This window comes from Enterococcus sp. B2E4 (assembly GCF_030499455.1).
GTDB lineage: Bacteria > Bacillota > Bacilli > Lactobacillales > Enterococcaceae > Enterococcus_D > Enterococcus_D casseliflavus.
Map to the genome: position 1 here is coordinate 173,669 of NZ_JAUKPK010000005.1, position 24,895 is coordinate 198,563.

The 24,895-nt window shown below is 45.7% G+C and carries 19 protein-coding genes; 12 read left to right on the plus strand and 7 right to left on the minus strand.

Annotated elements, in window-relative coordinates; all coding sequences use genetic code 11:
* Positions 1 to 25 precede the first annotated feature (25 nt).
* The 8 genes from Q1X33_RS04860 to Q1X33_RS04895 all read left to right on the plus strand — a co-directional run bounded on the left by Q1X33_RS04860 (position 26) and on the right by Q1X33_RS04895 (position 11,061).
* Positions 26 to 355: a hypothetical protein gene (locus Q1X33_RS04860; protein ID WP_005226646.1), complete on the plus strand. Its 330-nt coding sequence runs from the start codon at positions 26 to 28 to the stop codon at positions 353 to 355.
* A 13-nt stretch (positions 356 to 368) separates the two neighbouring features.
* Positions 369 to 737 carry a flagellar export chaperone FliS gene (fliS, locus tag Q1X33_RS04865; protein WP_034859136.1) on the plus strand — a complete coding sequence of 123 codons (369 nt, stop codon included), beginning with the start codon at positions 369 to 371 and terminating at the stop codon, positions 735 to 737.
* A 165-nt stretch (positions 738 to 902) separates the two neighbouring features.
* Entirely contained in the window at positions 903 to 2,654 is a 1,752-nt protein-coding gene (locus tag Q1X33_RS04870) for a hypothetical protein (protein ID WP_301969564.1), read from the plus strand.
* Positions 2,655 to 2,820: 166 nt separating this feature from the next.
* Positions 2,821 to 3,261: a MarR family winged helix-turn-helix transcriptional regulator gene (locus Q1X33_RS04875; RefSeq protein ID WP_034868929.1), complete on the plus strand. Its 441-nt coding sequence runs from the start codon at positions 2,821 to 2,823 to the stop codon at positions 3,259 to 3,261.
* The gene (locus tag Q1X33_RS04880) at positions 3,258 to 5,000 is read left to right on the plus strand and encodes an ABC transporter ATP-binding protein (RefSeq protein ID WP_005226665.1); all 1,743 of its coding nucleotides are present in this window, start codon (positions 3,258 to 3,260) and stop codon (positions 4,998 to 5,000) included. The genes Q1X33_RS04875 and Q1X33_RS04880 overlap by 4 nt, the downstream gene beginning before the upstream one ends.
* Complete coding sequence (locus Q1X33_RS04885; RefSeq protein WP_301969565.1) at positions 4,966 to 6,732, plus strand: ABC transporter ATP-binding protein; 1,767 nt, start codon at positions 4,966 to 4,968, stop codon at positions 6,730 to 6,732. The genes Q1X33_RS04880 and Q1X33_RS04885 overlap by 35 nt, the downstream gene beginning before the upstream one ends.
* A gap of 167 nt (positions 6,733 to 6,899) precedes the next feature.
* A complete protein-coding gene (locus Q1X33_RS04890; RefSeq protein WP_005226667.1) occupies positions 6,900 to 8,336 on the plus strand; it encodes a glycoside hydrolase family 1 protein in 1,437 nt (478 codons plus the stop codon).
* Positions 8,337 to 8,598: 262 nt separating this feature from the next.
* Entirely contained in the window at positions 8,599 to 11,061 is a 2,463-nt protein-coding gene (locus tag Q1X33_RS04895; RefSeq protein WP_005226668.1) for a heavy metal translocating P-type ATPase, read from the plus strand.
* A 73-nt stretch (positions 11,062 to 11,134) separates the two neighbouring features.
* Here Q1X33_RS04895 and Q1X33_RS04900 read toward each other — a convergent pair whose 3' ends face one another.
* Together Q1X33_RS04900 and celB are read right to left on the minus strand one after the other, a co-directional pair.
* A complete protein-coding gene (locus tag Q1X33_RS04900; RefSeq protein WP_005226669.1) occupies positions 11,135 to 11,851 on the minus strand; it encodes a GntR family transcriptional regulator in 717 nt (238 codons plus the stop codon).
* 108 nt (positions 11,852 to 11,959) lie between these two features.
* Positions 11,960 to 13,231: a PTS cellobiose transporter subunit IIC gene (gene celB / locus Q1X33_RS04905; protein WP_005226670.1), complete on the minus strand. Its 1,272-nt coding sequence runs from the start codon at positions 13,229 to 13,231 to the stop codon at positions 11,960 to 11,962.
* A gap of 153 nt (positions 13,232 to 13,384) precedes the next feature.
* On the opposite strand from celB, the gene Q1X33_RS04910 reads away from it, so the two are divergent.
* The 3 genes from Q1X33_RS04910 to Q1X33_RS04920 all read left to right on the plus strand — a co-directional run bounded on the left by Q1X33_RS04910 (position 13,385) and on the right by Q1X33_RS04920 (position 17,239).
* Complete coding sequence (locus Q1X33_RS04910) at positions 13,385 to 14,779, plus strand: glycoside hydrolase family 1 protein (protein ID WP_005226671.1); 1,395 nt, start codon at positions 13,385 to 13,387, stop codon at positions 14,777 to 14,779.
* A 247-nt stretch (positions 14,780 to 15,026) separates the two neighbouring features.
* Complete coding sequence (locus Q1X33_RS04915) at positions 15,027 to 16,307, plus strand: PTS sugar transporter subunit IIC (RefSeq protein WP_005232725.1); 1,281 nt, start codon at positions 15,027 to 15,029, stop codon at positions 16,305 to 16,307.
* A 191-nt stretch (positions 16,308 to 16,498) separates the two neighbouring features.
* Positions 16,499 to 17,239: a GntR family transcriptional regulator gene (locus Q1X33_RS04920; protein WP_005226685.1), complete on the plus strand. Its 741-nt coding sequence runs from the start codon at positions 16,499 to 16,501 to the stop codon at positions 17,237 to 17,239.
* Between the two features lie 74 nt (positions 17,240 to 17,313).
* Here Q1X33_RS04920 and uvrC read toward each other — a convergent pair whose 3' ends face one another.
* Positions 17,314 to 19,104 (minus strand): excinuclease ABC subunit UvrC, encoded by a 1,791-nt coding sequence (uvrC, locus tag Q1X33_RS04925; RefSeq protein WP_005226686.1) that lies wholly within the window; start codon positions 19,102 to 19,104, stop codon positions 17,314 to 17,316.
* A gap of 231 nt (positions 19,105 to 19,335) precedes the next feature.
* On the minus strand, positions 19,336 to 20,187 hold the full coding sequence (locus tag Q1X33_RS04930; protein ID WP_034868923.1) for a LysR family transcriptional regulator: 852 nt from the start codon (positions 20,185 to 20,187) through the stop codon (positions 19,336 to 19,338).
* A gap of 65 nt (positions 20,188 to 20,252) precedes the next feature.
* Here Q1X33_RS04930 and Q1X33_RS04935 point away from each other — a divergent pair, with 65 nt between their 5' ends.
* On the plus strand, positions 20,253 to 21,275 hold the full coding sequence (locus Q1X33_RS04935) for a YeiH family protein (RefSeq protein ID WP_005226688.1): 1,023 nt from the start codon (positions 20,253 to 20,255) through the stop codon (positions 21,273 to 21,275).
* Here Q1X33_RS04935 and Q1X33_RS04940 read toward each other — a convergent pair.
* The 3 genes from Q1X33_RS04940 to Q1X33_RS04950 form a co-directional block, all read right to left on the minus strand.
* Positions 21,201 to 21,758 (minus strand): GNAT family N-acetyltransferase, encoded by a 558-nt coding sequence (locus tag Q1X33_RS04940; RefSeq protein WP_005226689.1) that lies wholly within the window; start codon positions 21,756 to 21,758, stop codon positions 21,201 to 21,203. The two genes, Q1X33_RS04935 and Q1X33_RS04940, sit on opposite strands and share 75 nt — an antisense overlap.
* 207 nt (positions 21,759 to 21,965) lie before the next feature.
* Entirely contained in the window at positions 21,966 to 23,405 is a 1,440-nt protein-coding gene (locus Q1X33_RS04945; RefSeq protein ID WP_005226690.1) for a 6-phospho-beta-glucosidase, read from the minus strand.
* Between the two features lie 32 nt (positions 23,406 to 23,437).
* Complete coding sequence (locus tag Q1X33_RS04950; RefSeq protein ID WP_008376519.1) at positions 23,438 to 24,748, minus strand: PTS sugar transporter subunit IIC; 1,311 nt, start codon at positions 24,746 to 24,748, stop codon at positions 23,438 to 23,440.
* Positions 24,749 to 24,895: the final 147 nt, after the last annotated feature.

Genomic DNA, 24,895 nt, shown 5'->3' on the forward strand with positions numbered 1-24,895 from the left:
TCGTCAACATGAAAGGAAACAACCTATGGAGCCACACGTATCATTAGATGAACGTTTGAATCAGATCTTAACTGGTTTTGCCCAATGGCGCGGCGACAGCGAAGAAGCCAGTCGTTTGATGGCAGCCAATGCAGCGGTCATAGCAGCCATGCAAGCAGAAGCACAGAGCCATAGTCCACAAACCAGTGTATTGGCGCAACAAGTGATCCAAGCGTATCAAGCGTTCTTAGACCAGGTCAAAGCCCAGCAGCAAGAGATCAAACAAGAATTGGGGCGTTTGAACCGCAAAAACAATCTTGTCAAAACGTATTTGCAGCAAGAAGACAGTGCCGCCTTCGTCGAATTTGATTTATAGTGAGGAAAAAAAGATGAATTATCAAAAAATGCAAAACAACTATTTGCAGAACCAAGTAATGAGTGCCTCCCCCAACAAACTGATTGAAATGCTGTTGCAAGCAGCGATCAAAAATATCAAATTAGCAGTGATCGCATTGGAAAAAGAAGAGTTGAGCCAAGCTCATCAGCAATTTGTCAAGGCGCAGAATATTTTATTGGAATTACGGGTCTCTTTAGACCGTGAGCAAGGTGGCGCTATCGCTGAAGATCTCGATTCTCTGTATGGCTATATGTACGATCAGCTAGTCAGTGCCAATGTCCAAAAAGAGGCAGCCCCTGCAGAAACGGTCGTCCCGCTTTTAAGCGAACTACTGGAAAGCTGGCAAACGATCACCCAATAAATTTGAGAAAAAGCACAGAAACGACCACCTAAAACCTAGAAAAGTTTAGTAATTGGTTAAATTTTTACCATGTATCCCTTTTCACTAAGCTTTCTTTTTCCCCTCCTCGTCCCTATCTGGTACTCTTTTTATGAGCGTACCGAAAAGGTGCAAGGAGGTTTTTTTTTGAAACAAAAAATAGTACAAAAGCCGCTTTTCTGGCAAGTGGTGATTCTGATTGCAATGAGTGGTGTTTTTTTATTACCGCAGATCTTAGGCCAAGGCATGATTTTGGGCTCTGATGTGGTCTTTCACTTCAATCGTTTTTATGAGACCAGCCAGCAGATCAAAGAGGGCAATTTTCAATATTTTCTTTCTATCTACGGGTTTCAGCAATCTGCTCGTATCGTCAATGCATTATACGGGCCCTTTTTTGCCTATTTCCAAGGATTGCTGGTCTTGCTGAGTCCTTCGTGGTTTTCCTACCAGCTGCTCGCCAACGGGCTGCTCTATTTGTTAGCAGGGTTTTCGATGTTTGGCTTATTAAAGAAATTACGAGTCAATGGTTGGCTGTCAGTGGGGATGAGCGTCCTGTTTATGGCGACCTATTCTGTCCAGTATTGGATTGAGCGACAGGGCTTTTCTGCTTGGGGGGCGGCTGTGCTGCCGCTGTGCCTGATTCCACTGATCGCACTAGGGGAACATAAACGGTTACGGCCTTTTGCGGTAGGGGTTTCCGTGGCGGTCTTATTTCAAATCCATGTGTTTTCCAGCATCTTGTTAGTGTTCTTATACGTGCCCTTTTTCTTACGCGCCTTTTTTGTTGGGACTTCTGGCGAAGAAAAACGACAATTGGTGCTGCGCTTAGCAGGAGCGATCGGGATCTTCTTGCTACTGACCGCCAATATTTGGTTAGGGATGTTGGATCTTTATACGAGTAACACGTTGATCGCGCCTTTTGTGAATCGCAACATGCAGAAAAATACCATTACTGGAACCAGCAGCTATTGGTGGACGACTCCGTACCTGCTGCCCATCTTATGTGCTTTGTTCTTTTGTGGTGCGATCCGTGTGTGGCCACGTCTATCTGGCGGCTTCAAATTAATGACGGCAGCTGCAGCAGTCTTTTTCGTTTTATCATCGAACGCTGTTCCTTGGCAATGGCTAGGCAGTCTGGACAATGGTGTAATCAATTTACTGCAATTTCCTTTTCGGTTCTTTGTTCCTGCCACGATTTTGATCTTAGTCGGTTTGTGCCTGCTAGTTCCTTATTATCGGGGCAAGCCATTGGCAAATCCGCGTTGGTTTGTCCTCGTTTTAGTCTTGAGTGTTGGTCAAATCCTGATCCAAAACACGGTCAAAATGCAGGACTGGCACTCCGATGAAGCTGCGGTTTCACTGCGAAACCACACCTATCTGTCGGCGGAATCTGAAGCGCAATTGAAGGAAGCCTATTTTAGTAAAGACAAGTCCTTAGCATTAGCGCTGTATCAACGTTCTACGCCAGATTATCTGCCCCTCTATCAAGAAACCAAGAAGAACAAGTACAATTTGTACGGGGAAGAAATCATTGAAAAGAATGATACCGTGGCAAAAACCGTAGAAAACGGGAAGCTTACTTTACGTTGGCAAGGTGATCAAGAGACGTGGAAGGCGTTACCGATAATCAATTACCGATATACTGAATTGACCCTCAATCAGCAGCCGCTAACTGAAAAAGATGTCTCTTTGAGTGCCATTGGTGCCGTTTCTGTCCAACAGCAAGCAGGGGAGAATGTCTTAGTCGTTGATTACGACGCGCCTTGGTTTTTCGACGGAGCTTTATGGCTGACGATCATTTCTTGGCTCGCTTTACTCATCGGCTTTATCAGCTGGAAAACCAGACAGCTGTACCGTCGTCGTAAGGTCGTACAAGCTTTATTGAAAGAATCTGAATAAAATGAATCAGAAAAGAACTTCAGCGAGAGGGCTGAAGTTCTTTTTTTGCTGATCAACAACAGTGTACCTGCTTTTTTTCGTCAGAAACAATAATCGTTGCGTGCGCAACGATTATTCCTTATAATAGATTAGACACTTTGAAGAACTAAGAAAGGCAGGAGTGCTCATGGAAGCCATTATCCGCTCAATCAATCATATTGCCCGTCTCGCCACCCTTTATCGGGAAAAAGAATTGAAAAAATTTGGTTTAGGTGGGATGCATCATACCTATATCTTAAACATTTGCCGCCAACCGGGGATCAGTCAAGAAGCCTTAGCCAAGAAGATTTTTGTGAATAAAAGCAATGTTGCCCGTCAACTAGCAATCCTAGAAGAACGAGGATTTGTCACTAGAACCAGCAGTCCCACCGACAAACGACAATTACTGGTTTATCCAACCGAAAAAGCACTCGCCGTTCAACCAGCCATCCAACAGCTACTTCAAAGCTGGAATGAACAAGTCGTAGCAGGTTTTTCTGCTGCCCAACAGCAGCAGTTGATCGCCGATCTGGAAATCGTCAAAGAAATTTCCCAGCGGCTTTTAGCGAAAGATGAGGCGATGGAATGAATCTTTTGACTCAATATTTAAAACCCTATATCGGCCGCATCTCCCTTGGCGTCAGTATCAAATTCTTCGGCTCCCTGATGGACTTGCTATTGCCTTGGATTTTGGCGTATATCATCGATTCTGTGATCCCCACGAAGCAGGTATCTGCGATTTTTGCTTGGGGTGGGGCGATGGTGGTCTGCTCCATCATCGCAGTCGTCACCAATATCATCGCCAATCGGATGGCCTCCAGTGTTGCTCGCGATACCACCGGCAGTATACGCCATGACTTATTTGAAAAAGTTTCCTATCTGTCGATTCCGCAAGTCGAAGAAGTCGGGATCCCTTCCTTGGTGTCTCGCTTGACGACAGACACTTACAACATCCATCAAACGGTAGGCATGATCCAACGGATGGGGATTCGTGCCCCGATTCTGTTATTAGGGGGGATCATGATCACTGCCACATTAGATCCCGTGTTGACGCTGGTCTTAGTGGGCGTCTTGCCCTTCACTTTAGTGGCGGCAGTCACGATCTCGAAACGGGGGATTCCCTTGTTTGCCTCATTGCAAAAGCAAGTGGATGTGTTGGTGCGAACTGTCCGTGAAAATGTGACTGGGGCTCGGGTGATCAAGGCCTTGTCCAAAGCAGATTACGAGAAAAAGCGCTTTGACCACGTCAATCAAGACGTAGTAGCTGCGGAAACCACCGCTAATCGAACGATGGCTGCAACACCGCCCCTGATGGACCTATTTTTGAATATCGGACTGACGCTAGTGATCGTCGTCAGTGCCTTTCGCGTCAATCAAGGATTGACCCAACCAGGCGTCATCATCGCCTTTTTGACTTATTTTACGATCATTTTGAATGCCATGCTCAGTATCACGCGCATCTTTGTGATCGTGTCGAAGGGGCTGGCTTCTGCCGATCGAATCCAATCCGTCTTGCGCCTGCCGCAAAATATGCAAGTCATTGAGGCGCCTGTCAAAGAAGAGTCTGCGCATATCGTTTTTGAAAAAGTTTCCTTCACCTATCCTAACGGTACCCAGGTGCTGAAAGACATCGATTTTTCCTTGCAGCCGGGAGAAACCTTAGGGATCATCGGTGCGACTGGTAGTGGAAAATCAACGATCGTCAAACTACTGCTGCGTCTCTATGACCCAACGAAGGGCATGATTCGCATCGCTGGTCGCGACATTCGCTCCATCGATCCGACGGAGCTGCATCAGTTATTCGGTGTCGTCTTACAAAAAGACGTGCTTTTTGCGGAAACGATCGAAGAAAATATCGCTTTTGGTCGGCGGTTTTCCAAAGAACAGATCGAAGAAGCGGCGGCTCGCGCCCAAGCCAAGGAGTTTATCAATCAACTACCCAAGCGCTTAGCTCATCCACTGCATGCCAAAGGCAGCAATTTAAGCGGGGGTCAAAAGCAGCGGGTCTTGTTATCGCGGGCCTTGGCGGGGGATCCAGAGATTTTGATTTTGGATGATTCTGCCAGTGCGCTGGATTATCGGACCGACGCTCAGTTGCGCAAGGTCCTGAGACAGCAGTTTCAACAGACGACGACGGTCTTGATCGCGCAGCGGATCAGCTCGATCCAGCATGCCGACAAAATTTTGGTGCTGGAAAACGGGCAAATGAACGGCTTTGGCAGTCACCAAGAATTACTAGCAGAAAATGCGATCTACCAAGCCATTTATCAAGGTCAGACAGGAGGTGCCGACGATGCCGAAGAAAAAAACGGAAAAACCGCAGGATAGTAAGAAAACACTACGGCGTTTGTGGGGCTATCTCTACGAGTACAAAGGTCTCCTGCTGGCAGCCGCTGTATTGATGATGGCCAGCAACATTTTCGCCTTGGTGGGCCCGTTGCTTTCAGGGTACGCCATTGATGCCATTCAACCGGGTCCCGGCAAGGTCATTTTTGACCGAGTCTTCTTTTATTGTGGGCTGATGCTGCTGTTTTATCTTGCGTCTTCCCTTCTTAGTTATCTGATTTCGCTCATGATGATCCGCTTGAGTCAGCGGGTGGTGGCAGCGATGCGCAAGGCGATTTTTGATAAAATCACCGAACTGCCGGTGGGGTATTTTGACCGAGTCGCCACTGGGGATATCATCAGCCGCATCAGTTATGATGTCGATACCATCAATACGTCATTGGCCAGCGATGCCATTCAAGTCCTCAGCAGTCTTGTGACGATCATTGGTTCGTTTGTGATGATGGTTTTGATTTCGCCGCTGCTGGTGCTGATTTTTGTCGTAACGGTTCCCGCTTCGATCTTTTTGACCCGCTTTTTGATGAGCAAATTTCAACCATTGTTTCGCCGTCGTTCTCGCAAATTAGGCGAACTGAACGGCTTTGTGGAAGAGATTATTTCTGGTCAGCAAACGATCAAGCTGTATAACCAAGAAGAAGCGATCATCAGCCGTTTTGACGAAAAAAACCAAGAAGCGGTGGATGCCTATTACAATGCCGAGTACTACGGCAGTATGACTGGTCCTTCCATCAACTTTATCAACAATCTGTCGTTGTCCTTGATCAGTATGTTTGGCGCCTTGCTGTTTTTGTTCGGTCATCTGACATTAGGGAATGTTTCTTCCTTTGTTCTTTACTCCAGAAAATTTTCAGGACCAATCAATGAGTTAGCCAACATCTTCAGTGATTTGCAATCAGCATTGGCGGCGGCAGAACGGATCTTCCGTTTGCTGGATGAAGAACCTGAAGTTTCTGATGTTCCTGGAGCCTACGAATACCACGAGGTGTCTGGTGATGTCGCCTTTAACCATGTGACCTTCGGTTATCAAGCACAGCAGCCCATCATCAAAGACCTTTCGCTACAAGTACCAGCTGGCAGCTTGGTCGCGATCGTCGGACCGACCGGAGCCGGGAAAACCACCATCGTGAACCTCTTGATGCGGTTTTATGACCCTGACCAAGGAGCGATTCGGTTAGATGGTAAAAATATCCGCCAAGCGACACGTCGCAGCCTACGGCAAAGCTATGCGATGGTGCTGCAAGATACCTGGTTGTTCACGGGAACGGTTTTCGACAATTTGGCCTACGGCAAGGCGAATGCGACGTTGGCAGAAGTCCAAGCTGCTGCACAAGCCGCCCATATCCATGACTTTATTATGAGCCTGCCAAAAGGCTATGATACTTTGATCTCAGAAGACGGAACCGGTATCTCACAAGGGCAAAAACAGCTGTTGACGATTGCACGAGCAATGCTGTTGGATGCCGATCTGTTGATTCTTGATGAAGCCACATCGAATGTCGACACGCAAACAGAGCTGCTGATCCAAGCAGCGATGACCAAATTGATGAAAGGCAAAACCTCCTTTGTGATCGCCCATCGCTTGTCCACGATTCGACATGCCGATACGATCCTCGTGGTGGAACAGGGGAATATCGTAGAGCAAGGGACCCACGAAGAGTTATTAGCCAAAGAGGGGCGTTACGCCGCACTCTATCAGGCACAATTTGATGCATGATCCATAGCTAGTCCACATCCTTGCAAGGAGAACGCCACTGCTTGCACGGATGTTTTTTGCGTGCCATCGGCTTTCTTGGCATAGGTACAAAATCTTCTTATGACAAATCAGGCAATTATCGGTATACTTAAGAAAGGGGTATCATCAAACAGAAAGAAGGGAAACAATTGGATCATAAACAACTAAAAGAATTCCCCAATGATTTTTTATGGGGTTCAGCATCAGCAGCCTATCAAGTAGAAGGCGCATGGCAAGAAGACGGCAAAGGCGCTTCGGTTTGGGACGATTTTGTCCGCATTCCCGGAAAAACCTTTAAAGCAACTAACGGAGATGTCGCGGTCGACCATTACCACCGCTTCAAAGAAGATGTTGCCTTGATGAAAGAACAAGGATTGAAAACCTATCGTTTTTCCATTGCTTGGACACGGATTTTTCCAGAAGGACGAGGAGAAGTCAATCAAGCAGGGTTAGACTTTTATTTAGCATTGATCGATGAACTGATAAAAGCAGGGATCGAACCGATGGTGACCTTGTACCATTGGGATCTGCCCCGAGCTTTGCAAGAAGAATATGGTGGCTGGGAATCTCGCAAAATCATTGAAGATTTCACCAACTATGCGGCGGTATTGTTTGAAGCCTTTCGCGGCAAAGTCCACTATTGGGTAAGCTTGAATGAACAAAATATCTTTACTTCGTTAGGATATCTTTTAGCTGCCCATCCACCAGGAGTGACCGATCCTAAACGGATGTATGAAGTCAATCATATCGCTAACTTGGCGAATGCTTCGGTGATCAACAAGTTCCATGAGATGAAAATCCCAGGGAAAATCGGACCAAGTTTCGCCTACTCACCAAACTACCCAATCAACAGCGACCCGAAAAATATTTTGGCAGCTGAAAACGCGGAAGACTTGATGGCGCATTATTGGTTAGACGTCTATCTATGGGGCGAATACCCGATTGCTGCAATGAATTACTTGAAAGAGCAAGGGATCGCACCAACGATTGAACCAGGAGATATGGACTTGCTGCGTTCAGCAAAACCAGATTTCTTAGGGATCAACTATTACCAAACAGCAACAAATGCCTACAATCCATTAGATGGAGTCGGTGCGGGGAAAATGAACACCACTGGGAAAAAAGGCAGCTCCGAAGAAACCGGGACACCAGGAATGTTCAAAAAAGCCGAAAATCCATTTGTGGAACGGACGAATTGGGATTGGGAGATCGATCCTCAAGGGCTGCGGATCGCTTTACGACGAATCACTAGCCGTTATCGGGTGCCTGTGATCATTACAGAAAACGGACTTGGTGAATACGACAAACTAACCGACGATCATCAAATCCATGACCAATACCGCATCGATTATTTAGCAGGGCATGTCCATGCCATTAAAGAAGCGATCAGCGACGGCGCGGAAGTTCTTGGCTATTGCACCTGGTCCTTCACTGATTTGCTAAGCTGGTTGAACGGCTACCAAAAACGCTATGGCTTTGTCTATGTCGACCAAGATGAAACGCAAGAAGGATCTTTGGCACGCTACAAGAAAGACAGCTTCTACTGGTACCAAGAGCTGATCAAAACCAACGGGCAAGAGTGCTAGCCTCCTAAAACCAATACCTGAATAAGCGAAACGATCCCTGCAACGGCAGTGATCGTTTCTTAGAAAAAAGTACGTTCCACCTGTAGCGACCGCCCAAAGGTAGACCAAAAGTCTCGCGTTTTGAGCCGCTTCAAAGGAGAACGTCCTTTTTTTGAGTATTATCGTTGACAAGTGTAAACGATAATTGTAAAGTAGAAGAAGATTACAACTGTAAACATAAAAGGTTAATGGGTTTGCATAGCAAGCAAGGAGGAAGGAAACAATGATCGAAAAGAATTATGGGGTAAAAGGGATGACCTGTGCGTCTTGTTCCCAGACCGTCGAAAAAACAGTCAGCAAGTTGGCGGGGGTCGACCAAGCAGCTGTCAATTTGGCTACTGAAAAATTACATATTCGTTATGATGAGCAGCAGCTCACCGAAGAAACACTCGCTGCGGCCATCAAAGCAGCGGGCTATCAACTGATCGGCTCCCAAAGACAAGAGACCTTTGCCATCTCGGGCATGACCTGTGCGTCTTGTGCCCAAACAGTAGAAAAAGCTGTCCAAAAATTAGCGGGTGTGGAGCAAGCCTCCGTCAATCTGGCAACAGAAAAACTGACGGTCAGCTATCAACAAGATCAAGTGACCGCCGCGAAGATCGCAGCTGCCGTGAAAGAGGCGGGCTATGATGCACAGCTGCCGACCGCTTCTGCCGACAAGGTGGATTCAAAACAGGCAGAGATTCGTGCTTTATGGCAACGGTTTTGGCTTTCAGCGCTCTTTACGATCCCCTTGTTCTATTTGACGATGGGGGAAATGATCGGTTTGCCGATCCCTGGCTTTTTAGATCCGATGGCCTATCCAGTCAATTTCGTTACCACTCAATTGCTTTTGGTCTTACCGGTGATGGTCCTCGGTCGCGCCTTTTACATTGCTGGTTTCAAAGCGCTTTGGAAAGGCCATCCCAACATGGATTCCCTTGTTGCATTGGGAACCAGTGCTGCCTTCTTTTATAGTATTTATGGAACCGTGATGGTCTACCTTGGCACGAACCACTATGCGATGCACTTGTACTATGAAACGGCCGCCGTTATTTTGGCATTAGTTACTTTAGGAAAATACCTTGAGTCGGTCTCGAAGGGCAAAACCTCCGAAGCCATCAAGAAGTTGTTGGATCTCGCACCGAAAAAAGCCCGCGTGCTTCGCGGCAGCGGGAATCAAGCCGAAGAAGTCGAAGTGGGTATTGAAGAAGTCGCAGCTGGCGATATCTTAGTCGTACGACCTGGAGAAAAGATTCCTGTGGATGGGATCGTTACCCAAGGCCGGTCTGCCATCGATGAATCAATGATCACTGGAGAAAGCTTACCTATCGAAAAACAAGTCGGTGATCGGGTGATCGGCGCCAGTATCAACAAAAACGGCTCGTTTCAATATGAAGCCACCAATGTGGGAGAAGATTCAACGTTAGCGCAAATCATTCAGTTAGTAGAAAATGCTCAAGGATCCAAAGCGCCGATTGCCCGCATGGCTGACAAAGTTTCGGGTGTGTTTGTCCCGATCGTCATGGTCTTGGCGATTTTTGCAGGACTTGCCTGGTTTTTCTTAGGACAAGAAACCTGGATCTTCTCATTGACCATTACGATCTCTGTATTAGTGATTGCCTGTCCGTGTGCCTTAGGATTAGCGACACCGACCGCCATCATGGTGGGTGCGGGCAAAGGGGCAGAAAATGGCGTCTTGATCAAAAGCGGCGATGCGTTAGAAACAGCTAGAAACGTGACGACCATCGTCTTTGATAAAACCGGCACGATCACAGAAGGCAAACCAGTCGTAACCGATCTCCTGCCTGCAGGTAATCACACGCCGACGGAATTGCTGCAACTGGCGGCTTCTGTAGAAAAAGGCTCAGAACATCCATTAGGCGAAGCCATTGTGATCGAAGCCCGTACGCAAGCCCTCGCCCTACAAGAAGTTGACGGGTTTGAAGCGATTCCAGGTCATGGAATTCAAGGAACGATCGCTGGCAGTCCAGTCCTATTAGGCAACCAGAAATGGTTGGAAAAACAAAACGTTGCCATCGATGGCCTGATCGAGCAAGCCCAACAATTGGCTCACGAAGGGAAAACACCGATGTATGTTGCCAAAGACGGCGAAGCGATCGGGATCATCGCTGTGGCAGATACTATCAAAGAAAGCAGTCGAAAAGCCATTGAACGGTTGCATCAAATGGGCTTGTACGTAGCAATGATCACGGGCGACAATGCCCGAACGGCCCAAGCCATCGCCAAACAAGTCGGTATCGATGAAGTGATCAGTGACGTCTTGCCAGAAGATAAAGCCGCCAAAGTAGCTGGCCTGCAAGCCAAAGGCCAAAAGGTTGCGATGGTAGGTGACGGAATCAATGATGCGCCCGCGTTAGCCCAAGCCGATGTAGGGATCGCGATCGGCTCCGGTACCGATGTCGCCATCGAATCGGCAGACATCGTACTGATGCGCAGCGATCTGATGGACGTCCCATCAGCGATCGAGTTAAGTCGGGCAACCATCAAAAACATCAAAGAAAATCTTTTCTGGGCTTTTGCTTATAACGTCTTAGGCATCCCTGTCGCAATGGGTGTGCTGCATCTTTTCGGTGGTCCCTTGCTCAATCCAATGATCGCTGGGGCGGCCATGAGCTTCAGCTCGGTATCCGTTTTATTAAATGCCTTGCGGCTGAAACGATTCCAACCCTCAGCGAAAAAATAAACGAAGCAACGAATGCACCAACAAAAAGACCTGCCCACGGTTTTCTTCCATAAGAAACCGTGGGCAGGTCTTTTTAGTGCTGGACATCTAAATAAGAGTAGGCCCGCACGTCATAACGGTTGCGACTACGGGAAAATTCGATAGGTGAGCCATTTTTCTGATAGACGATCTGTTCGATCTCTAAGACCGGATCATCGGCTTTACAGTCCAAATACTGTTGATCGTATGCGGTACTTTTATCAGCGGCAATAGTGCGGTAGGCGCCAGCAAACTGGACCCCTAGTTCCTCTTTGACATAACGGTAGATAGAACTTTCTAAATGGCCACGAGTTAAATTGGGCACCAAATGGACGGGCATATAGGTATATTCTAAAATAAACGGTTGGTCTTCAAGAATCCGCAAGCGGACAATACTATAGATCGGCTGTTCTTCCGTTAACATCAACTTTTCTTGGATCGTTTGGTCAGGAAATTCGACTTGAAAATCGATGACCTGACTGACTAGCTTGCGGCCAGCTTTGCCCATTTCCGTTGACAAGCCTTCATAGACCGTTAAAGCAGTGGTGTCTTTTTTTAAGAATGGGTGGTTCAATATTTTTGTTCCAGCGCCCCGCTGAGAATAAACCAGTCCTTCCATGGCTAAAATACCGATGGCTTTTTTGACGGTCATCCGGCTGACTCCGAATTCCTCGACTAAATCAGTTTGGTTCGGCAGTAAGCTGTCAGGCGGATACGTTTTGTTTTTGATACGTGTGCGTAAAATATTGGCAATTTCTTGGTATTTTGGCATCTGATCACCTCGCAAGAAGTATAGCTGAAAAAAGCGGTTTCGACAATCAAACCTTGGTTTTTTTATAAAAAGAACGGCTGACTGAAAAAATTCAGCCAGCCGTTGCGCTTAATCGATCGATGGTTCTGCTTGACGATCTAACACACGTAAGAATGGATACCAGATCAAGCCGACGATCACCACGTCAATGACTTGCAGCAAACCACCTAACCAAGAGTTGGTTGCTAAGACACCACTGAAGACCACTGGAACGGTCCAAGGAACAGAAACACCAGTTGGTGCAGGAACAAGTCCAGCCGCCATCACTAAGTAGTTGAAGGTCGTTACCACAAGAGGTGCTACGACCCAAGGAATCAGGATCGTCGCATTCAAGACGATCGGCATACCGAAGATGGCTGGTTCGTTAACGTTAAAGATCCCTGGTGCTAAAGCCAAACGACCCACATCGCGGTATTGTTTTTTCTTCAATACGAAAGCCATCAAGATAACAACGGCTAACGTCATACCAGAACCGCCTAATCCAACAGTAAAGGTTTCCATAAATGGTTTTGTGACGATATGCGGCAGTGCATCCCCATTTTGATACGCTTCTAAGTTGTCTAACATCAATGTATTCCAAATCGGGTCCATCACAGAGTTGACGATGATTTGACCATGTAGACCGAAGAACCAAAGGAATTGAACAAAGAACAAAGCCAATAGAGTTGCTGGCAAGCTGCTGCCTAGTCCAGTCAATGGTTTTTGGATCAATTCATAAACCAAGTCATGCAAGTTGGCATTGAAGACACCCGTCATGATGGCATTGATCACTAAGAATACCGTTAAGGTGATAATTGCTGGAATCAAAGCGGCAAAAGATTTAGAAACTGCTGGTGGTACCCCATCAGGCATTTTGATCTGCCAGCCGCGTTTTGTGATGCGGCAATAGATTTCAGCTGCCAAAAATGCTGCGATCATCCCGATAAACATCCCTTTTGCGCCAAGACGATCAAGAGACAGCACACCGGAGATTGTTTCGCCAGATTCAGTAGTCATAAAGAAAGGAGTCAAGATCAAAAAGCTGGCAAACGAAACGGCACCACCAAAAATCCCTTCCACATCATATGATTTTGATAAATAATAGCCAATACCGAAAGTAACGAAAACAGTCATGATACTCATTGTTGCATTTTGCCCATTGCCAAACAGTGTTCCTAATGTTCCTTTAGTGGCATCACTGAAGAAGGGCAGGTTGTTTAAAACGACCACGATCGATCCAAACATAGTGATTGGAAACGAAAGCATAAACGCGTCCCGCAAGACGGTCAGGTAGCGATTTTGTCCTAAGGCATTCGCCAAGGGCAAAATCTTTTCAGATAACTTGTCCATAAAACCATTCATTATTATTTCACTCCTTAAATTTCTTTTTGCAATCGATTACATTGATAATGTATCATGTTTTATTTTAAATGTCTATACATTTATTTTAAAAAAGATTGATTTTTGTAACTGCTTCCTTTATGATTAGGGCAGCAAAGAAAAAATGAGGAGTGAATGAAGATGGATTATCAATTTCCAGCAGGCTTTTGGTGGGGGTCAGCCGCTAGTGGCCCACAAACAGAAGGTGTATTTGAAGGCGATGGCAAAGGGGCAAGCATCTGGGATTACTGGTATCAGCAGGAACCAGAGAAATTTTTCAATGGGGTAGGTCCTGAAAAAACCTCGCAAGTCTATACACGCTATCAAGAAGATATTCAATTAATGAAAGAAACCGGCCATACGACGTTTCGGACGTCGATCCAATGGAGTCGTCTCTTCCCGCAAGGCAAAGGAGAAGTCAATCAGAAAGCCGTTGATTTTTACAATGCCTACATTGATGAGTTGATCGCCAACGGGATCGAACCTTTCATGAACCTTTACCACTTCGATATGCCGATGGCGCTGCAAGAAAAAGGCGGCTGGTTGAACCGAGAGACCGTGGATGCCTATGTCGCATTTGCGCAAACCTGCTTTACATTATTTGGTGATCGTGTCAAGAAATGGTTCACTCATAATGAACCGATCGTCCCTGTTGAAGGCGGCTATCTTTACCAATTCCATTATCCGAATGAGATCAACATGAAACATGCAGTCCAAGTTGGGTTCCACGAAACGTTGGCGAGTGCTAAAGCCATCAAAGTCTATCATGAGATGAACCTTGATGGGGAGATCGGCATCATCTTGAACTTGACGCCAAGCTATCCAAGAGATGAGAACGATCCAGAGGATGTCAAAGCAGCGCAAATCGCGGATGCCTTCTTTAATCGTTCTTTCTTAGACCCTGCGGTCAAAGGCACGTTCCCAGAAGAATTAGTGATCATCGTCAAGGAATTGGATATGGTACCAGCGATGGAAGCCGATGATTTACAAACGATTCGCGAAAATACGATCGACTTGTTGGGGATCAATTATTACCAACCTCGTCGTATCATGAAGAAAGAATCACCGATCGATGAAGCGAAAAGTCCAATGCCTGATGATTACTTTGATAACTATGATATGCCGAACAAGAAAATGAACCCGTATCGTGGATGGGAAATCTATGAAAAAGGGATCTATGATATTTTGACGAACACGCGAGAAAACTATGGCAATATCAAGTGCTACATTTCTGAAAATGGCATGGGTGTCGAAGGAGAAGAACGTTTCGTCAATGCTGATGGCGTGATCGAAGATGATTACCGCATCGAATTTGTCTCTGACCACTTGAAGTACGTCCACCAAGCGATCCAAGAAGGAACCAATTGTGTTGGCTACCATATGTGGACCTGCATGGACAACTGGTCATGGACCAATGCTTACAAGAACCGTTACGGATTTATCTCCGTTGACTTAGCAAATGATGCTAAACGAACGGTGAAAAAATCAGGTCGTTGGTTTAAAGAAGTTTCAGATAATAACGGCTTTTAATAACAATGAAAAAAGCAATGCTGTAGGAATCAGCATTGCTTTTTTTGTGTAAAATCGCGGATTTTTTCTGGCTAATTTCAAAGGGGGGATTCTATTAAAAAACCACCTGTTTTTGCAAATGATAAGCTGGGTTAAATAAAAGCACAGTTTTGATAAAGAAAAGACTAGACATGGAAACGTTCTCGTGGTATTCTTTAGTAGAAATCGGTTTCATTATTTTGTTTAGGGTTTGAAAGGAGAAAAAACAATGGATAAATTTATTGGATTTATGGAGAAGCACTTTATTCCGATCGCTTCTAAAATAGGCTCTCAAAGACATCTAGTGGCCATTCGTGACGGATTTATCGTAACGATGCCGTTGATGATCTTAGGCTCTTTTGGGGTATTGATCAACAACTTACCAATCCCTGCCTATATTGATTTTATGAATGGCATTTTTGGTGAAGGAACATGGCAAGCCTTTGGGAACAACTTGTCAGCAGGTACTTTTTCAATACTTGGTCTGTTAATCGCTTTCACAGTAGCGTATAATTTAGCTAAAAGCTACAATCAAGACGCATTAGGTGCTGGGGCGATCTCAGTTGCAAGTTTCTTCGCATTAGGTGCAATGGCGACAGGCCCAGATGGTTTGTTAACAGCTGCCGGACTTGGTTCTCAAGGATTATTTTTAGCATTAATCGTATCGATCATTTCTACTGAGATCTTCCGTCGTCTAGCTGGCAACCCACGCTTAGTCATCAACATGCCTGATGGAGTACCACCAGCAGTCTCACGTTCATTTGCTGCATTATTCCCAGCAATGATCACCGTATCGATCTTTGCTTTGTTTACAGCAATTTTCCAAGCATTTGGTGTGACAAGTATCGTATTGTCCTTCTATGAATTGGTGCAACAACCATTCATGGGCTTGGCAAACTCTTACCCAGCTGCTTTGCTATTAGGTTTTATCTCTGCATTCTTATGGTTCTTTGGTTTACATGGTGCCAACATCATCGACCCGTTCATGCAAACGATCAATGTGCCTGCGATCGAAGCAAACGCACGAGCATTAGAAGCAGGAACAGATTTGCCTTATATCGTGAACAAACCATTCTTTGATTCTTTCGTGAACATCGGCGGAACAGGTGCGACACTAGGTCTTTTGATTGCGATCTTTTTAGTTGCTCGTCATCATAAAGCATATATGACTGTCGCAAAACTATCCGTTGCACCAGGTGTGTTTATGATCAATGAACCAGTGATGTTTGGGTTACCAGTTGTCTTGAACCCAATCTTGTTCATCCCATATGTGTTGACCCCACTTGTTTTAGTAACGACTGCTTATTTTGCAACCGCAACTGGCTTAGTTCCTGCAAGTACCGTCATCGCACCATGGACGACGCCACCAATCATCGGCGGTATTTTGTCGACACAAAGTATTGCTGGCGGAATCTTGGCAGCTGTTAACTTGATCTTGTCGATCGTTATCTACTTGCCGTTCGTGAAAATGGCGCAAATTCAAGAAACACGCCGTTTAAAAAATGCGTAATGTCTGATCGAGTCGATTAGAAACAAGCGCCAAACGTAATAGACCTTATCCGGCCGCGATCAGAGTGCAATACCCCTTATCACACTGCTTCATTGGAAGGTGCAGTGGTGTGATGACACTCTTTTCGTTTGGCCGGTTCTTTTATCGTTTTTCAATCAATACAATACAACACACGTTTTGGAGGTGGCAAAATGCCCAAATATATGGAGATCGCAGATGTTCTGCGTAAAAGAATCAAGGACGGAACTTATCCGAAAGACAGTCTTTTACCTTATCAAACAGAGTTAGTGGAAGAGTTTGGCGTCAGCCGAATGACGATTAAAAATGCGGTGAATATCCTGATTATGGAAGGCTTGCTGCTGACAAAGCGCGGCTTAGGGACCAAAGTTTTGAATCATTCCTTTTGGGGCAAAGATACCTCATCGGTGACAGAATACAAAGGCCTGAGCTATCAGATGAAACAAGAAAAACGGACATTGACTAGCCAAGTCATCACCTTTGAAGTCTGTTTTCCTACAACAAGAATTCAAGAGATGCTTCAGATCACTGCCGAACAACCAATCTATCATGTGATCCGTTTGCGGATCTTAGAAGGCAATCCATACATACTCGAGCATTCCTATATGCCGTTGGATCTGGTCAGCGGTTTGACGAAAGAAATCTTGGAAGAATCCGTCTATGACTATCTACTGCAAGATTTAGGCTACAAATTTGCTGGTGCTTATCGGACCTTTCAGGCCGCCAAAAGTGATGAATACGATCAAACCTATTTAGCGTGCCAAGTAGATGATCCAGTATTGGAATTAGAACAGATCATCTATTTAGAATCGGGACGTCCAGTGGACTATTCCTGCAGCCGCAATCGGTATGATGTTCGTGGCTATTCCATGTTAGACATGAAGCCTGATCTGTTACAGCACCGCAAAAAGTAACGGCTTACAAAATGCTTCTTCAATGAAAAAACGCTTCATAGCTACTGTTGGCTATGGAGCGTTTTTGTTTTGACTTAAGAAGTAGGTTGGTTTTGATCGCCTAGTTTGGCTAAGATAGTTTCCGCAACGGCTTTGGGGATGCCAGCTTGCTGGATCTCTTCCACGGAAGCTGCTTGGATGTTTTTTAACGACTTGAAGGTTTTCATCAGCTGTTGCTTGCGTTTTGGTCCTAAGCCAGGAATTTCATCCAGTTTGGAAGAAAAGCTGTTTTTACTGCGCAGTTGGCGATGGAAGGTGATCGCAAAACGATGGACCTCATCTTGGATCCGTTGCAGCAAAAAGAATTCCACAGAATTGCGTTCCAGCTGGATCGGATCTAAAAATTCCCCGAAAATCAACTCGCTGGTTTTGTGTTTGTTGTTCTTCACTAAACCCGCAACGGGAATATCTAAACCTAGCTGGTTATACAGCACTTCTTGGGCGGCACCGACTTGGGCTTTCCCACCATCGATGATGATCAGATCAGGAAAAGGCAGGTTTTCTTTTAGGACACGAGAGTATCGGCGGTAGATGACTTCTTGCATAGAGCCATAATCGTCGCCGCCTTGTGCGGTACGGATCTTATATTTCCGATAATCATCTTTAAACGGCTTCCCGTCGACAAAAACCACCATTGCAGACACCGGGTCGGTCCCCATGATGTGGGAGTTGTCGAAAGCTTCGATCCGATAAGGTGTCGCGATCCCCATGGCTTCGCCTAGACGATCCACTGCACCGATCGTCCGTTCTTCGGTACGCTCGATCAACGCAAATTTTTGCGCCAAGGCAATGCGGGCATTTTTATTGGCCAAATCGACCAATTTCTTTTTGTCGCCTCGTTGGGGCTGCAGGACTTTGGTTTCCAGCAGCGCTTCTAATGGGGCAGCATCGACATTTTGCGGAACAAAGACTTCTTTGGGAATGAAGTGTTCATTCTTTTGGTAAAACTGGCCGACGAAGGTCAAGAAATCCTCATCCGCTTCATTGTAGAAAGGAAATAAAGAGACTTCTCGTTCGATCAGCTTTCCTTGACGGATAAAAAAGACTTGGACACACATCCAGCCTTTGTCGACACTGTAGCCAAAGACATCACGGTCCATCAGATCTGTCAGAGTCATTTTTTGTCGCGTCATGACGGTATCGATTGCTTGGATCTGATCCCGCAGCTCAGCCGCTCGTTCAAACTCTAACGTTTCAATGGCTTCGCCCATCTTCTCTTTCAGGTCTTTCAAAATATCGACGTGACCGCCGTGGAAAAAGTGTTTGACTTGATCAACGATCTTCTGATAATCCTTGGGATCTACATTGTTGACATAAGGACAGACGCATTGACCCAAATGATAATAAAGACAAGGCCGCTTTTGAGAAGGACCGCATTTTCGCAATGGAAAGAGGCGATCCAGCACCCGTTTGGTTTCGTTGGCTGCTCGTGCATCAGGATAGGGGCCAAAATATAAAGCCCCGTCTTTTAAAACTTTACGAGTGATGATCAGACGCGGATAGCGCTCTTTGGTCACTTTAATAAAAGGATACGACTTGTCGTCCTTTAGCATGATATTGTATTTCGGTTTGTTTTTTTGAATCAAATTGATTTCCAGCAATAAGGCTTCCGTATTTGATTCGGTAACGACGTACTCAAAATCATTGATTTCTTGAACGAGCCGTTCGGTTTTCGTATCGTGACTGCCGGTAAAGTACGAACGGACACGATTTTTTAAAATTTTGGCTTTCCCAACATAGATGATTTTGTTATTTTTATCTTTCATTAAATAACAACCGGGTTGGTCAGGAAGCAGCGCTAATTTGTTCTTGATTTGTTCGTTCATTTCAAGATCCTTTCTTACTGGTTTGCTCACGAACTGCAAAAGTAGTCAAAGGGCGGTCTAAGATCCACCGAAAAGGGGAACATTAGAGCCCATAGCCAGTACTCTTCATTTTAGCACAAATTTCTTAAGAAACAATCAAACGGGCCAGATCGGCAGCGAGGAAGCGTAATCGTAAGAAAAGGTTAAGAAATCCCACGAGGCGGTGGTTTCCTCCCTTAAAAACAAGTGAATTTATTTGCTTTCTGCTTGTGAGGAATCCTTTTGCGACCACTCCTGAATGAAGGTCCGCAATCCCTCGATGGCTGGTTCTGTGACGGCTTTGCGCTGGATGAGGTAAAATTGCCGCTCAAAATTTTTATCCAGCAGTTGATAGCCAATGCCGTAGGCGGCTCGCTTGGAAAGGATCGAACAGCCGAAGCCTTGTTTCAGTAAAGCGACGATCAATTCATTGCTGGCGATCTCAATGATCGGTCCTTGAATATTTTGTTCCTCTAGATAGCGCTTAGTGTAATAGTAGACACCAGAACTCGCTTCTCGAACAAGCCAAGGACCGACTTGGGGATCACCAGCTAAGACGAGCTGATCTTTCAAAATCGGGAAACGCAAAATACTTGGTGCAGATAAGGGTTTTTCAATGATCCCTAAATCTAATTGATGTTGTTCAAGCGCTGTTAAGACTTCAGCGGAGTTCATCATCGATACCCGAAAACGCACCGTGGGAAAGGCGTTGTATAAAGCAATCATCAAGTCAGGCATCAAGGCCATCGCATAGGTATGAGAGATGCCTAGGGCACAGTGGCTTTGATGCTGCGTGTTGGTATGGATCTCGCTGGCGATCGTCGACCACTCATCCAATAAATTCAGTGCCTTTTCGTAAAGGTACTCTGCTTGGGGCGTGGCGATCACGTTTTTACGACCATTGCGTAAAAAAAGCGGTGCATCCAGGTCTTGTTCCAACTGCTTGATCTGAGCAGAAACCGTGGGCTGTGAAATAAACAGCAATTCGGCAGCTTTCGAAAAATTTTTCGTTTCATAGACCATCTTAAAGGTCTCCAGTAATTTTAACATTGCAATCCCTTCCATTAGAAAATTCAATCATAACTATTATACCAATAAATCCTATTGATCGGTCAATCTGTGTATAATGGATGTTATATGAAAGGATGAAAGCAATGAAGCAACGACAAACAGCTTTGATACTTCCCGGTTTGTTCCTATCCTTTTCGGTAGCCGTCATCGCCCGAATCATGGCTTTGGCTGTGCCAAAATTAGGAGGAGCAACCCTTGCAATTTTATTAGGAATCATTTTAGGAAATACACTGTTCAAGCAAGAACGCTATCAAGTCGGGACGAAGGTTGCGGAAAGTCGGCTCTTGGAATATTCGGTGGTTTTGCTGGGCTTTACCGTCACTTTCCAGACCATCAGTGAAATGGGCCTTCGGGGCTTTCTCTTTATTTTGCTGATGATGAGCTTGGTCATTACCGCTGCTTATTTGATAGGGAAAAAAATGGGCTTTAATCAAAAGATGAGCCTGATGATGGCAGGCGGCAATGCTGTCTGCGGGTCTTCTGCGATTGCGGCGATCGCACCAGCCATTGATGCCGATGATGAAGAAAAAGGGCAGATCATCACCTTGGTCAATCTTTTAGGAACGGTGATGATGCTGACGCTGCCGTTTTTAGGCTTGGCCTTATACGGCGATGATCTGTTGCAAAAAAGCGCCTTACTTGGTGGCACGTTGCAATCCGTCGGACAAGTCGTGGCGGGGGCTAGTTTGATTGATACCGACACCGTCAAATACGCGATGCTCTTTAAAATCGCGCGCATCATCATGTTGGCAGTCGTCGTCATTGTTTTTGAACGAATGACGACAAAGACCCCCACCAAAACCAAAGCCAAAGGCAAGCTGCGGCTGCCGATCCCTTGGTATGTGTTGGGCTTCTTGACCATCTGTATCTTGAACAGCTTCTTGCCGCTGCCTAGTTGGTTGAATGAGGGCGCTCATTTTATCAGTACGTGGTTTGAAACGACGGCGTTGGCAGCCATCGGTTTGCGCTTGGATTTCCGTAAGTTTTTAAAAGAAGGCCCGCGCTTTTTATTCTATGGTCTTTCCGTTGGCGCCGTCCAAACCGTTGGTGCTGTTGCATTGATTTGGTTGCTGCGGCTCTAATGTTTTCACATAAAAGCGATCCATCGTGGTATGCTGTGCTGCCAATAGTGGCTGGCACAATGCGCGATAGCCGGCTTTTTGATAGACATGCAAGGCTGCTTCTAGAGAATGATGGGATTCTAAATAGAGTTGCCGATAACCTAGTTCAACAGCTTTGGCCTCGATCTTCGCCAGCAAGGGATAGCTGAGACGCTGCCCTTTGGCGGCATCACTGAGATAAAATTTTTGCAGCTCGGCGATTTGCCCTTCTGAATCATAAGCGGCAAGACCACCGCCGCCTAAAAGGGTACCCGATTCATTAGTGACGACAAAATAATGGCGGCTAGCAGGATCTGCGGCATAAAATTCACTTAAGTGGTCTAACTCGGGATCAAAATAGGCAGTTCCTGGAACCGCCAACTGGTGGTCGGTCAAGCTTTTGCGAATGATAGCGGCTAAGGGCGCATCATCTTGAGATTGGATCGGACGAAATATCGGCTTCATGCAGTTCCTCCTTAACGTAAAAGTAAATGAATAGCTATAGTGTACCACAGCATCGAGGGAGTGTTTAGTGATGATAAGAAAAGACATCCTCGCAATGGCGCACCTCTTTAATAAGAAAATCGCCCCCTCGTTGCCAGGCTCCTAATGTAAAAAGGAGGATGGCGCAACGAGGGGACGGTTTTTGTGCGTTAGTCATGGAAGCAGTAATTAGAGCGTTTCACCATTAGAGGCGATCACTTGCTGGTACCACGCAAAGGAATCTTTTTTCAAACGATTCAAGGTTCCTTTTCCAGTATTGTCTTTGTCGACATAGATCATGCCATAGCGTTTTTCCATTTCGCCGCTGCCGAAGCTGACGATATCAATGATCCCCCAAGGCGTATAACCTAATAACGGTACACCATCTTCAACCACCGCTTTTTTCATCTGTTCGATGTGCTCTTTCAGGTAAGTGATGCGGTAGTCATCATGGACTTGCTGCTCATCAGTTAGGTGATCGTAAGCACCAAAGCCATTTTCCACGATAAATAGCGGCAAGTCATAGCGTTGATAGATGGTATTTAACACATAACGCAACCCGACTGGGTCAATAGGCCAGCCCCAATCAGAAGCACTGATATAAGGATTACTCACGATTTTTGCTCCTGGGATATCCTCAGTTGGTGTGCCAGCCACTTCATCAAGGGTTGAGATCGTTCCTGACATGTAATAGCTGAACCCAATATAATCAACGGTTCCCGCTTTTAATAGCGCTTGTTCCTCGGGCGTGATCTCAATCGTGATGCCTTTTTTCGCCCAATATTTTTGCACATAGGTTGGGATATTGCCTCGTACATGGACATCGCTGTAAAAATAGCGCCGTTCATTGGCTTTGACGGATGCCATCAAATCAGCGGGTGCGCAAGAGTAGGGGTAGACTGGGACATAGGCCATCATACAGCCAATCTGAAAATCTGGATTGATTTTTTTGCCTTCGATCACCGCTGCCGCACTGGCAATCAACTCATTGACGCCCGCTTGAAAGACGAGTGCTTCTTTTTGACTGTCATCCTCGATGATCATGGCAGAATTGGTCCAAACGTGCAGCGGCTCTTGCCCATCTGCTTGATTATTGATCTCATTGAAGGTCATCCAATACGTTACTTTGTCACGATACCGTTGAAAAACAGTCTTGGCGAATTTGACAAAGAGGGGAATCACTTCTTTGTTAGCAAACCCACCAAATTCTTCATAGAGGGCATAAGGCATTTCAAAGTGGGACAAAGTGATCACGGGTTCGATGCCGTTTGCCTGCAATTCGTCGAAAAGATCATCGTAGTATTGGAGACCGGCTTCATTTGGTTCTTCTTCTGTTCCAGTTGGATAGATCCGACTCCAAGAAATCGATGTCCGTAGACATTTCAAGCCCAGCTCTTTGAATAACTGGATATCTTCTTTGTACCGGTGATAAAAGTCAATGGCTTCATGGTTCGGGTAATACTCTCCTTCAATGACGCCTTTGGTGATTTTACGGGGAATACCGTTGCCACCGGCCGTCATAACATCAGCGGTACTCATTCCACGGCCAGCAACATTCCAAGCGCCTTCCGCTTGATGGGCAGCGATCGCGCCGCCCCACAAAAAATCTTTTGGCATTTTTGCGGACATAAATTTCATTCCTCCTCGACTCATTCGTTTGCTTATAATTCTACTTTTTGGGAACGGTTAGAGGCGATCACGAATGGCAAATAGATCAAGACCGAAATCGCAAGACAAACGACACCGACAACTGCAGCGATCGCATTTCCTCCAGTTCCTAAAAAGAGATTAATGATTCCTGGGGTCGTCCATGGTACCCCAATTGCTGGGGTCGGCATGATCGGCCAGACAACAGTGACAAAATAACCCACTAAAATATTGACCATTGGCGTTAATATAAACGGAATGATCATGATTGGGTTCAAGACGATCGGCAGACCGAAGATCATCGGCTCATTGATTTGGAAAATCCCTGGAACTAAAGACATCTTAGCGATCTCACGTTGTTCTGGACGTTTTGAAGCGATGAAGATCGCAATGATTAAGCCCAATGTCATACCAGTTCCGCCCATATTTGCGAACATATCATTTAAAACGCCCCAAGTTTCTTTGTAAGGAACGTCCCACAAGGAGCCGCCTTGGTTGATAAAGTCTAGGTTAGCTAGGTCCTGTTCGGTAAAAATCGCTGAACGAACCGCATTCAAAGTATTTGGTCCGTGGATCCCGATCGCAAACAACGTAGTTTGCAAGAACGCCAAGATCAAGACACCGACGACATTGCCCCCCAGATCCCGCAATGGACTTTGGATCCCATTATAAATCAGTTCATTGATGCCTTCTGGTGCGATCATCAAAACTAAGAAATTGATCAAAGCAGTGACTGCCACGATGATCACGATCGGAATCATGCCAGAAAAGGAACGAGAAACTGCTGGTGGTACCATTTCAGGCATTTTGATCTGCAGTCGTTTGACTTTGAAAAGCTTCGGCAAGAATTCACCGACCAAACAAGCCACGATCATAGCTACAAACAACCCTTGGGCGCCTAAATATTGTGTGGAGATCACATTGACATCATCTACTGCAAAGGAGGTCGGGTACAAGATCATAAAGGCAGCGACACTTGTCAAACCAACTAGCGTAGCATCTGCTTGGAAATGCTTGGCTAAAAGCTGAGCAACAAGAAACGCAATAAATAAACTCATAATGTTGATGGTCCCGTTCGCCACGGAAGCCAGGACTTGCTGGGCACTTTCCAGATTCGGGAAAAGTCGATTCAGTTGAAATAATTGCACGATGAAACTCTCATTGGAAAATAAAATATTGTTGACCAAAATAACGAGAGAAGAAGCGATGGTCAGTGGGAAAATCAGCATGAACGCATCTCGAATCGCTGCTACGTGGCGTTGATTGTTCAACTTTGTTGCGATTGGTACCAACGAGCGGTCTAACAGGTCATTGAATTTTTGCATAATAATAACACCTTTCATTAATTGATGCCATCATTATAGCGAATGAAAACGACTAAAAGTAAGCGGATACGGATTCCGTACATATCTCTCAAGAAATGAAAAAAATTCCGCAGCTGGAACACAGTGTTACAAAAAAAGATGGTTCAG